The organism is Globicatella sp. HMSC072A10, from assembly GCF_001811625.1.
In the GTDB taxonomy this organism is placed as follows: domain Bacteria; phylum Bacillota; class Bacilli; order Lactobacillales; family Aerococcaceae; genus Globicatella; species Globicatella sanguinis.
Genome location: NZ_KV805814.1, coordinates 9,551 through 20,615, shown reverse-complemented (window position 1 = coordinate 20,615; position 11,065 = coordinate 9,551). Strand labels below are relative to the sequence as shown.

At 37.8% G+C, this 11,065-nt stretch carries 12 protein-coding genes; 2 read left to right on the top strand and 10 right to left on the bottom strand.

Features of this window, described 5'->3' with window-relative positions; all coding sequences use genetic code 11:
- Nucleotides 1-328 precede the first annotated feature (328 nt).
- The 8 genes from HMPREF2811_RS09910 to tnpA all read right to left on the bottom strand — a co-directional run bounded on the left by HMPREF2811_RS09910 (nucleotide 329) and on the right by tnpA (nucleotide 6,337).
- Nucleotides 329-526 (bottom strand): hypothetical protein, encoded by a 198-nt coding sequence (locus tag HMPREF2811_RS09910; RefSeq protein ID WP_066125998.1) that lies wholly within the window; start codon nucleotides 524-526, stop codon nucleotides 329-331.
- Between the two features lie 4 nt (nucleotides 527-530).
- Nucleotides 531-1,463 carry a primosomal protein DnaI gene (gene dnaI / locus HMPREF2811_RS09905; RefSeq protein ID WP_071409183.1) on the bottom strand — a complete coding sequence of 311 codons (933 nt, stop codon included), beginning with the start codon at nucleotides 1,461-1,463 and terminating at the stop codon, nucleotides 531-533.
- Nucleotides 1,463-2,920 carry a DnaD domain protein gene (locus HMPREF2811_RS09900; protein ID WP_071409182.1) on the bottom strand — a complete coding sequence of 486 codons (1,458 nt, stop codon included), beginning with the start codon at nucleotides 2,918-2,920 and terminating at the stop codon, nucleotides 1,463-1,465. Before HMPREF2811_RS09900 ends, dnaI begins: the two co-directional genes overlap by 1 nt.
- Nucleotides 2,913-3,392: a transcriptional regulator NrdR gene (gene nrdR, locus HMPREF2811_RS09895; RefSeq protein WP_071409181.1), complete on the bottom strand. Its 480-nt coding sequence runs from the start codon at nucleotides 3,390-3,392 to the stop codon at nucleotides 2,913-2,915. Before nrdR ends, HMPREF2811_RS09900 begins: the two co-directional genes overlap by 8 nt.
- Before the next feature lie 243 nt (nucleotides 3,393-3,635).
- Complete coding sequence (locus HMPREF2811_RS09890; protein ID WP_246829850.1) at nucleotides 3,636-4,007, bottom strand: TM2 domain-containing protein; 372 nt, start codon at nucleotides 4,005-4,007, stop codon at nucleotides 3,636-3,638.
- A 280-nt stretch (nucleotides 4,008-4,287) separates the two neighbouring features.
- The gene (gene coaE / locus HMPREF2811_RS09885) at nucleotides 4,288-4,866 is read right to left on the bottom strand and encodes a dephospho-CoA kinase (protein ID WP_071409180.1); all 579 of its coding nucleotides are present in this window, start codon (nucleotides 4,864-4,866) and stop codon (nucleotides 4,288-4,290) included.
- A gap of 41 nt (nucleotides 4,867-4,907) precedes the next feature.
- Nucleotides 4,908-5,762: a DNA-formamidopyrimidine glycosylase gene (mutM, locus tag HMPREF2811_RS09880; protein WP_071409179.1), complete on the bottom strand. Its 855-nt coding sequence runs from the start codon at nucleotides 5,760-5,762 to the stop codon at nucleotides 4,908-4,910.
- 128 nt (nucleotides 5,763-5,890) lie between these two features.
- The gene (gene tnpA, locus HMPREF2811_RS09875) at nucleotides 5,891-6,337 is read right to left on the bottom strand and encodes an IS200/IS605 family transposase (protein ID WP_168164981.1); all 447 of its coding nucleotides are present in this window, start codon (nucleotides 6,335-6,337) and stop codon (nucleotides 5,891-5,893) included.
- Nucleotides 6,338-6,413: 76 nt separating this feature from the next.
- Between tnpA and HMPREF2811_RS11785 the strand changes: the two genes are divergently transcribed.
- Together HMPREF2811_RS11785 and HMPREF2811_RS09870 are read left to right on the top strand one after the other, a co-directional pair.
- The gene (locus tag HMPREF2811_RS11785; RefSeq protein ID WP_165696192.1) at nucleotides 6,414-6,503 is read left to right on the top strand and encodes a helix-turn-helix domain-containing protein; all 90 of its coding nucleotides are present in this window, start codon (nucleotides 6,414-6,416) and stop codon (nucleotides 6,501-6,503) included.
- Nucleotides 6,504-6,509: 6 nt separating this feature from the next.
- The gene (locus tag HMPREF2811_RS09870; RefSeq protein ID WP_305793934.1) at nucleotides 6,510-7,556 is read left to right on the top strand and encodes an RNA-guided endonuclease TnpB family protein; all 1,047 of its coding nucleotides are present in this window, start codon (nucleotides 6,510-6,512) and stop codon (nucleotides 7,554-7,556) included.
- Between the two features lie 362 nt (nucleotides 7,557-7,918).
- Here the strand turns inward: HMPREF2811_RS09870 and HMPREF2811_RS09865 are convergent, their stop codons facing one another.
- Together HMPREF2811_RS09865 and polA are read right to left on the bottom strand one after the other, a co-directional pair.
- A complete protein-coding gene (locus HMPREF2811_RS09865) occupies nucleotides 7,919-8,098 on the bottom strand; it encodes a hypothetical protein (RefSeq protein WP_071409177.1) in 180 nt (59 codons plus the stop codon).
- Nucleotides 8,099-8,335: 237 nt separating this feature from the next.
- Nucleotides 8,336-10,993: a DNA polymerase I gene (polA, locus tag HMPREF2811_RS09860; protein WP_071409176.1), complete on the bottom strand. Its 2,658-nt coding sequence runs from the start codon at nucleotides 10,991-10,993 to the stop codon at nucleotides 8,336-8,338.
- Nucleotides 10,994-11,065 lie beyond the last annotated feature (72 nt).

Genomic DNA, 11,065 nt, shown 5'->3' with positions numbered 1-11,065 from the left:
GTAGGCCTCAAACAAGTCATTAAGACGCAGTTCGAGGCCAATCAACGACTGCGCTATCGGATAAATAGATAGATTCAAGCGGAATGTTTATAGTTTTCCCCATACTTTTCTTAATGGTAATACTCACATTATCGAAATTAATAATCGAGGCGATATTTACAAAAACATATAATAATTATCGTCATTAAATAGCATTAAGCTAACAAGCTCTGTTTATCTTGTCATTCGCAATCTTGCCCATTTATTATCGTTAACAAAGTAGCGTGGACTAGAAAGTTACCCATCATTTGGTTTCCTTCTAGCCCACGCTCTTCGATTTTATATTCACTTAGTCCCTTAAGCCAAAGCTATAAACTAATGCCACGATGGTGACAAAAATACCTAATAACATAGGAAAGGCTAAGGTTAATTGTTTTTCACCAAAGACATAGACGCCTAAAATGACTATTTGGACGAATATACTGGTGAACAAAAGACTTTTAATAATTCTTAAAAAATCTTGTTGGTCTTGTGGATCAAATTTCATCGACTTAATGCCCTCTTTCTTTTTGGCGTAAATTCTCGCCATCTAATCTTACTTCGTGTGATAAGAATTTCACCCGCTCCATAATTCGCGCTGCCTTAATATTCTCCGTTGCATCACGGGTTTCTTGTAAATGATAGACCAATTCATCCATTGAGAAATTGGAAGTAAAGAAGGTCGGTAATTTCTCTTTCATACGGTATTCTAAGATGACACTTAACACATCATCGCGTAACCAAGCTGAATTACTTTCTGCACCAATATCATCTAACATTAAAATTTGGGGTTTCTTAACATCATCAATAATCGATTGCACCTGATTGGAGGTAATCGCTTCTTTAATCTCGGTCGCAAAGGTTGGATAATGTAACATCATCACTTTAATGCCTAGACGGGCTAATTCATTACCTAATGCCCCTAAAATAAATGTCTTCCCTATCCCAAATGGTCCAGCAATATATAAGCCCTGGGCTTGATAGGGATTCTCTTTATATTGTCTCACAAACGAAACCACTTCAGACATTAATTGTTTTCTCGAAGCGGAATCCAAGTTCACATCATCAATCTTCGCATCACGCACATCCCGACTCATCATACGGTTATCAATATATGAGCGCATTTTGCGTTCTTCTTGCATCCGTAAAAACTCAGGTGTTGGTTGATAAGCGATGTCAATATAATTTTGATTGATAAATAAGATGGGGGTATAACCTGGATTTTTCCCCGGCTTACCTGCTTGATAAGCATCATATTCTAAGACAAACTCATTCAGTTTGGAAAGCGAATTATGAATCATTTCTTGAGACACGGACTCATTATGTAAATGAACAAACTCTTGTACCGCTGGATGATTTAAAATATGACTCACGGTTTTTTTATATGTTTCATTAAAATGCGGTTCGTTTAAGAAGTTTTTTAATATTTCTTGAATAGTTTTCATTATTCATCCCGTCCTCTCTCAAATATTTGACCTAATTGACTACGTAAATCAACTTCCGATGGTTGTTCAGCCGTTGGTTTATTGGCCGGCGAAGTATCCGATTGGTTTTCTTGACTTTCTTGATTCTGTTGTGCCCAATAAGGCTGACGCTCCGTTTTCTTCTGACGTTGATAGCTTGGATATGATTTAGTGTGATTTTGGCGGTTTTCGTATTGCTTTTGCTTCATCATACGATCTTTGGCTTTTTGATGAACAAAGGTCATTACTTTCGCCACTGTGGTTAGCTGTTCTTGTTGCCATAAGTTAGCAATCCGTTCACTTTCACCTTTTTGAAAATCAGCACGATTCTCAATCATTAATAAATAGTAGACTAAGAAAGTTTGTACACTCTTTGGTAACTGCGAGCGCATCGCAATATTATGAACATACTGGATCTCATTACTAGAGACAAAGCCATTTTTTGATTGCTTAATTTGCGTTAACAATATTTCGGGTGATACTTCTTCACACAGCGCCATGATTTCTAAATCCGATTCTGCAAAATGAGGATATTGCTCTTTTAATGTTTGGATGGTCGTTTTTTCAAAAATCTCTATCGTCGGCTGTGACGATGCGGATGAAACATTCGAAGTTTGACGTTTATTCTTTTCACTCATCCGTTGAGCAGCTAATTTTAACTCTTGATATTGAATAGCCGGTAACTCACCATCATAGCTTTCTAATAATAACTGACTAATCTGTTCTTCATCAAAGCCATAGACTTTATGAATCGCCAATGTTTCTTGCTTAACCCTCGGCCCTAAAACTTGATGATCAATTCCTGCTTTAATTAATTTGCGCATTACCTGCGTATAGTCAAAATCATCTACCGCCGAGATAGAGGGTGGCTTTTGATCATGGTGTTGCAGATTATAACCATTTTTAGCTTCATAAGCCTGTGCTTGATAATCATTATGGGTTGGCGTCAGGATTGTTTCAAAAGAAACCGTCACTTCTTCGTACTCAGCCATTTCAATAGGCGCAACTTCCCACTGGCGCACTACTTCAAAAAATTCCACATCGCCTAATTGATTGATTAAAGCATTACTTAATAAAGGATTATCTAAAAAGTCCTTAATCAATAATGGATATTGCATATCATAGAGCAAGGTTGGGTATAAGATTCCTTCACCCGTTTGTTTATAGGTCTCAATTAAGCCGACCGCTTCTAAATGGAGGCGCGCATCATCAATTTTTCCTAAAGAACCCGCGATATAAGGAAATAAACTTGAATGAACTTTTTGCGTTGAAATCTTTTGTTCATTGACTGGCTGTTGGAATAATAATAAATAAAAATTGACGGCATCCATCCCGATAATCGGTTGATACAATTGCACTAAGCTTTGCATTTGGATGGCCGACAAGGCACCTTTATGTCTCACGATAAAGGGTTGGACTGGACTTTTTAATTCACTCATCGCTCTCTAGCACTTCACTTCGTGATTTCATCATGCTTTCCAATTCTTTCATAAACATTTCGCGTGATTGAAATTGACGGTATACACTCGCAAAACGGATGTAACTGACTTCATCTAATTCTAAAAGACGAGGCATGACATATTCACCGATTTGTTCGCTTGGAATCTCCGTGTCAGTATAATTGCGAATATCATTTTCAACATCGGATGCTAAACGTTCCATTTGCTCTCTCGTGATCGGACGTTTTTCTGCGGAACGAATAATCCCTCTTAATAATTTTTCACGGCTAAATTCTTCACGAGTGCCGTCCCGTTTGACTACAAGTAAAGGGGTGCGTTCCACTCGTTCATAAGTATTAAAACGGTACCCACAATTTAAACACTCACGACGACGGCGAATCGACGTATCATCATCGACAGAACGTGAATCAATTACTTTTGTTTGTGAACTTTGACATTTTGGACATAGCATAAAAAGCGCTCCTCCTTTCTAAACACTGTTAGTTATTCCTATTGTAGCATATCTATACCGGCATTGACACTCTGAAAACCTCAGTTAATTTCATGATAATGTAATGTTGGAGTGAAAGTTTTATGAGTTAAATGAATTGATTCTTCTGCTATTAGATTCATTCGATAGAGGTTATTTAATGCTTCAAATATTAATCAGCAAAAAAATCTTGTTACCTTCTGCTCGCCTCTAACGCTACTAATATTAAATATAAATATTGCCAAACTGGTCTGGTTGTTTAAATAGCACTCCAATCAAATGGAAAAAAGCAAATAAACTAGGTACTAAGGTCCATGAAAAGGCTAAATATAATAATCCTTGCACCCATTTGCCAGCGACAAACTTATGAACACCCACGCCACCTAAAAATAAAACCAATAAAAAATAAGTCCATTTACCAATCGCTTTGCCATAAGGTGGGTACGGTGCATGTTGATAGGGATTCACTGGCTGTCCATATGGATTATACGTTTGATAGTGATTCATCTGCTGATAATAGCGTTTATTTCTGCGCTCATCTCTTCTTGACAAGATAAATAACACCACGAAAACAAATAATAAAAATAAAAAATCCATCTTTTTTCTCCTTTTAGTTATGACGAGCACTCCGCTCTGCTTGAATATTGTGCTGTTAATCCTTTTAATTTTTGTACAACAAAACTCATAAAGTTGAGTTCGTATTTTAGCTTATTGATACCTATAACCTGTAGTTTCAATGTTGAGCTAGTTGTAATTAATCTAAGTTACGACGGTGTGATAGTAGTCTTAACAAACCTCAGTTGCGATGGTGTGATAATCGCAGTATAAAAGCCGCGTTCGCCACTAACACTACTATTATGATTACCACATTACCTGTTTATAATTCTTTTAATAACTGATCTATTTGACGGTATAAAGCGTCTAAATCACCTTCATTATTAATGACGACATCGGCTTTTTCTTTTTTTGCTTCTAAGGACCATTGGCTGTCAATCCGTTGGTTGGCTTCTTGCTCAGTTAAGTGATTGCGCTCCATTAGGCGTTGTAATTGGGTCATACGATTGACATAAACTAACCAAACTTGATCAACTTTTTGGTCATAGCCTACTTCATACAACAATGGCACATCAACAAAAACGATCTCTGTTTCAGCTTTGGCGATTTGTTGGTCCATCCAATCCATAATCAAAGGATGTAACAAACGATTGAGTTGGTCGCGTTTTGCTTCATCCTTAAAAATAATACTGCCTAATAATTCCCGGTCTAATTGACCGTCACTTTTGACCATTTGGTGGCCGAAAGCATCGATTACTTTATCAACCCCAAGACTCATCGGTGCGACTACTGCTCGTGCCGCTTCGTCAGCATCAACGACCGTGTAGCCTTTTTGTCGTAGGTAATGCGAGACAGTTGATTTCCCCGTCGCAATACCACCGGTAATCCCAATTTTTTTCACTTCTATAACCCCTCCATTCTAGTTAAGGCTCTGATTAAATTCTAAGCCTCTTTAACGCATGCTACTGGCTGACAATGGCTACAAAAATGTGTCCCTCTGCCGGCAAACTGAATTTTACTGATTAATTGACCACAGCATGGACACGGTTCTTCCGAACGTCCATAAACTTGTAGTTGTTCTTGATAGGTACCGGCTTCTCCTAATGAGTTTAAATACGTTCTCACGCTTGAACCACCAGCTTCAATGGCTGCCGCCATAATCTTTAAAATCGCATCATATAATTGTGCCACTTCTTGATCCGTTAAGCTGTTGGCTGGTCTAGTGGGATGAATTTTTGCTTCAAAGAGCACTTCGTCAGCGTAAATATTACCTAACCCTGCCACAACTCTTTGATCCAATAGTAATGGTTTAATTGGCTTTTTCAATTGGCTTAATTGTGTTTTAAAAGTCGACAAGTGGAATTGTTCCGTATTCGGTTCTGGCCCTAATTTACGTGCTAAGAAATAATCTTGTACGGCTTCAGGTGCCACTAATTCCATGCGTCCAAATTTTCTCACATCGTGATAATGTAGTTGGCTACCATCTGTAAAAAGAAAACGAACATGAGTATGCTTATCTTTAATAGCCGGCACTTCATCGGCTGGGTAAAAATGGTATTTCCCTTCCATACGTAAATGTGAAATCATCGCCCAATCATCAAAGCGGAAAATTAAAAATTTAGCTCGTCTTTCAACCGTATTGATTTGTTGACCTTTTAAATGTTCAATCCAGTCTGGTAAAGGTTGTTCGGTGACGATAATTCGATTCCAATCAATCACAATATCCTGGATGACTTTCCCTTGCACCAAGTGGATTAGCCCTTGACGGACACTCTCGACTTCTGGTAATTCTGGCATCTTAAAACTCCTTTAGTAAAACCGCTCATTACAGTATTTATTTATGCTAAGCGGTACCCTCATATATTAATTTGATTTTATTTAAAGTCGCCCCTTTAGAAAACCGTGTAATTCATTACATGGATGAATCAAGTTCTAGGGCGACCGTCATTGTATTCCGTTAATTGATTTTCAATATATTTTTTAACAGTTTCTTTAGATGTACTCCCTACTGTTGACATGAAATAACTAGATGTCCATAAATGGCCACCCCATAACATTGCCTTTGTTTCTGGATAAGCTTTGAACCATCGACGGGCAGATTTCCCTTTAAGTGTCTTGACGATACTACTTGCGGCATGTTTAGGGTTGAACGAAATCAACATATGGATATGGTCAGGCATCACTTGCAGCGATTGGATGACAATATCGTGTTCATCACAAATGTGGGTCAACATATCTTGCATGGCGTTTTGTTTTTCAATGGTTGTAAATATTTCTTTACGATACTTTGTTACCCAAACCAAATGGAAATTAAAATCATAGACATTTGTCCTTGTTTTCACTATCATGCGTAAACACCTCTCTAAATACATTATATCAATTGATATCGCTATAAACAAGTGTCATATGTATGGTATAATATATCTATAAACACAGGGGGGTGAAAACATGTACCAGGGAATTGAGTGTAAAATCTATCCTAACGAAAAACAACGTCAGTTAATTCATATGACCTTTGGTCATACCCGATTCATCTGAAACGAAATGTTGGCCATGTTGAATGCACGGTATGAAAACAATCCTAACCTTCAGATGCTGTCTTATAATGCGTTATCCTCTCTTATTCCGCAAATGAAGAAGGAATATCCTTGGTTGCGTGAAGTTGATAGCGTAGCTGTTCAATGTAGTGTTAAACGCTTATCCGAAACTTTTGTTCGTTTTTTTAAAGGTTATTCAAAATACCCAAAATTCAAATCAAAGAAGAACACCAGACAGTCGTATTTAAGTACCATACGTGGCAACAACATTCGTTTCAATGACAATCAACGGTATATCAAATTACCGAAACTAGGTTGGATAAAATGTAAATCAAGTGTGCTTCACATTGAGAATGAACGTATAAAATCTGTCACCGTAAAATATACACCTAGTGGCGACTATTATATCTCCATTTTAGTCACAAGCGATAATCAAGCAATGCCCAAAACAGGGAATGTAGTCGGTGTCGATTTAGGTGTAAGTGATCTAGCTATTACGTCTGATGGTCAAAAATATCAAAGTCAGCGACTACATTTGTCTTATAAGAAACAATTACATTATTGGGAAAAGCGAATGGCCCGTAGACGTTTACAAGCCAAAAAGAACGGTGTCGCTTTAGTGGATGCGAAAAACTACCAGCAAGCCAAACGCCAAGTTGCCCGTATTCATCGACGTATCAAAAACATCCGTAAGGATTACATTCATAAAATCACAACCGATATGGTTAAACGTTATGACGTTATCGTCCTAGAGGACTTAAAGACGACTAATATGATGAAAAATCATCAATTAGCTCGTTCGATTGCTGGCCAATCCTGGCGGATGTTTAGAACAATCCTAGAGGCAAAGTGCGCAATGTACGATAAGACATTTGTAGCGATTAATCCGTACAAGACGTCACAAAAATGTTCCAATTGCGGATATGAAAGCGGAAAAAAAGCGTTAAATATACGTCATTGGACTTGTACGAAGTGTAATATGCATCATGATAGGGATATCAACGCAGCTAAAAATATATTAAATATTGGCCTGGAACTGGCCTTAGTTAAATAGCTTAGACCGCTGTTTTGCTTTGAAATAAGCAGAACAAGTCATGAGTGTTCCTAGAAACACGCCATTTTAATGGCGTTGTAGTTCATCAAAGGTAATTACTGTTATCAATGTTTCACCTACATTTCCGTAGTGTTACTGTCTATTTTATTTCAATATTTGGTAGTATTCACATCTTACCCTTGTACAAATGATGCTTCGCACACATTGCGAAATTTTCTCAATTACTTCACATGATAGAAACTCCCACTCATATTAACTTCTACCTACACGAACGAGGGCCTATTTTCGATAACTAAAGGGAGTGGGGCTCAAGCAACTCATTAAGCCACAGTTTGATGCCACTTCAACCACTGCGCTATTAATTAATGAACAATAATCTTAACTAAATTTATCAAGTTTATGCCCACTCCCATTCTTGACTGTTTTAGTTCACTTGAGCCTGCTACGTTTCCTGATTTCAAAACGTAGTAGGTCAGTTTTTTAGACTGAGCTGACAAAAACTTAAAAAACACCGCTTGGTTTTTTTGCTTTTTCAGTGACATCGGTGAGTCGTCTCCCCTAGTCATCATTAACAAACAAAGCAACTATCGTCCGTTTTTCTACTGCTTAACGACTGCCAGCACCCCTTACATTTTCCAGATATACTTCGCCATTGATGCAGCTATTATAAACACAATTAGACGGTTTCATCGTGTAAATTGTAATGATACTTTAAGACTTATTTTCTTCTATAAACCACGAAAGACAAGACCAATGATCAGTCTTGTCCTTCATCTCTTTTATTTTAATTCATACCAGTTTTCACCTTGGTTAGCTTCCACTTTTAATGGCACTGCTAATTCAACAGCCCTTTCCATTACTTCTGGAACTAACTCCGCTAGTCGTGCCATTTCTTCTGGTGGCGCTTCTAAAATTAACTCATCGTGCACTTGTAATAATAATTTGACTTGTAAGTTCTCTTTCTTGATGGCCTCATCCAAGCGAATCATTGCGATTTTAATAATATCAGCAGCCGAACCTTGAATCGGTGAGTTCATCGCGGTTCTTTCAGCAAATGAACGGATATTAAAGTTGGAAGAATGAATATCCGGTAAATAACGACGGCGGTTAAACAAAGTCGTTACATAGCCATCTTCTTTGGCTTGCTTGACAATCTCTTTCATATAATCGGCTACCCCTGGATATTTATCAAAGTAGGTGTCGATAAATGTTTTCGCTTCTTTACGCGTGATGTTTAAGTTTTGTGATAAACCATAATCACTAATACCATAGACAATTCCAAAGTTAACAGCTTTCGCTTGGCGACGGTGATTGCTGGTAATCGGTTCATCTTCTGGTAAACCAAAGACACGGCGAGCGGTCGCTGAGTGGATGTCTTCATCATCGATAAAGGCTTGACGCATGTGCTCATCTTCTGAAATATGGGCTAACACGCGTAACTCAATTTGTGAATAATCCGCTCCAAATAATTGCCATCCTTCATGACTTGGTACGAAGGCTTTGCGGATTTTACGCCCTTCTTCTAAGCGAATGGGAATGTTTTGTAAGTTAGGATCGGTACTACTTAAACGACCGGTTTGGGTCAGTGTTTGGACAAAACGCGTATGGATTTTGCCGTCTTCTTTAATAAAGCGTGGTAAGCCCGCTAAATAAGTCCCTTGCAATTTCGCAATTTGGCGATAATCCAAAATCTTCTCGACAATTGGATGCTGGTATTTTAATTTTTCTAACACATCTGCTGCCGTACTGTAACCGGTCTTAGTCTTTTTAATCACGGGTAAGCCTAGTTCATCAAATAAAATTTCACCTAATTGTTTGGGTGAATTGACATTAAATTCACGGCCCGCTAACTCATGGATTTCTTTTTCCATATCGGCCATGCGTTCTAATAATAAAGTATTCATCTCGTCTAAGACTGCCGCATCGACTTTAACCCCTTCAATTTCCATCTTCGCTAAGACAACAGCCAATGGCATTTCCATGGTCAAGAAAAGTTCGGTAGCCGCTACAGCTTCTAATTTTGCTAAAAGCGGGTCTTTGACTTGTTCATACGCTTCGACTTTATTGGCTACATGTTGGTTGACAATTTCAGCGTCTTCTGGGACGGCTAATTTAGCACCTTTGCCATAAATACATTCATCAAGTTGCACCGTTACCGGTAAGCCTAAAAAGCTTTGAATGGCTTCAATATGTTGGTCTTGGCTTTGTTCCGCTAAATAAGTCGCAATCGAGACATCAAAGGTCACATGTTGTAAAGAGGCACCGAAACGAGCTGCAATCACCATATCTTTTTTGGTATCATAGGAAACTTTTTCAGTTAACTCCTTGGCTAACCATTCTTTAAACAAGGCTGAATCAAAAGCTGTTTTTGCTTCCGTGACAAAGACTTGATGGGATACTAAATCTGACCAAGTGACTTTGACCACATCTGCAAAATGATAGTTTTCTTCAATCGTTTCAAAGTGAATCGCTGTTTGATCAGGTAAATGCTCTTCTTTAATCACTTCTAAGTAAATCACTTCATAATCGGATTCCATCACTTCTGACGCATCGCTAATTACTTCTTCACTGCCTAAAGCTGATAGGAAGCTATTAAATTCCATTTGACGATAAAACTCTGTTAAAGCGTCGATATTTTTCTCATTCATCGTAATATCGTCCACTGAAATGTCAATCGGTGCTTCTAATAAAATACGCGCCAAGTCTTTACTCATGCGGGCATTTGCTTCATCGTTAATAATGTTTTCTTTCATTTTAGAAGGTTTTAACTCATCTAAACGTTCATACATCGCTTCAACCGTTCCAAATTGATGTAATAATTTTAGTGCCGTCTTTTCACCAATACGGGTGATACCAGGATAATTATCGGATGAATCGCCCATCAAGCCCTTCATATCGATAATTTGTTCAGGGGTAATATCATACTTTTCACGAATTACGGCAGGGGTATACGGTTCTAGATCACTCACCCCACGGCGTGTAACATAAACTGTCGTATTCTCATTAGCTAATTGGATTAAGTCTTTATCTCCTGAAATCACCACGACTTGATCGTCCTTATCTGCTTGATTGGATAAAGTTCCAATAATATCATCTGCTTCATAACCTAAGACATCATAGTGTTTAATGCCATAAGCATCCAGTAAAACTCTAAAATAAGGCATTTGCTCTTTAAATTCACTCGGTGTCTTTTGACGTCCACCTTTGTATTCTGCATATTTTTCAGTACGGAATGTCCGCTCACTTTTATCAAACGCTACTAATACATGGGTGGGTTCAAATTGTTGTAACACATTATCTAACATGCGATTAAAACTATATAAAGCATTAGTATGCAATCCTGAACGATTTTTAAAGCGTTCCAAATCTAAAATCGAATAGAATGCACGAAATGCTAAACTACTTCCGTCTATTAAGACAATTTTTCGTTGGGCCATAATAATCTCCTTCTTGATTTTCTCTTCTCCATTATAACAAATTGTCCTTTATTACACATCTTTAATGTTAAA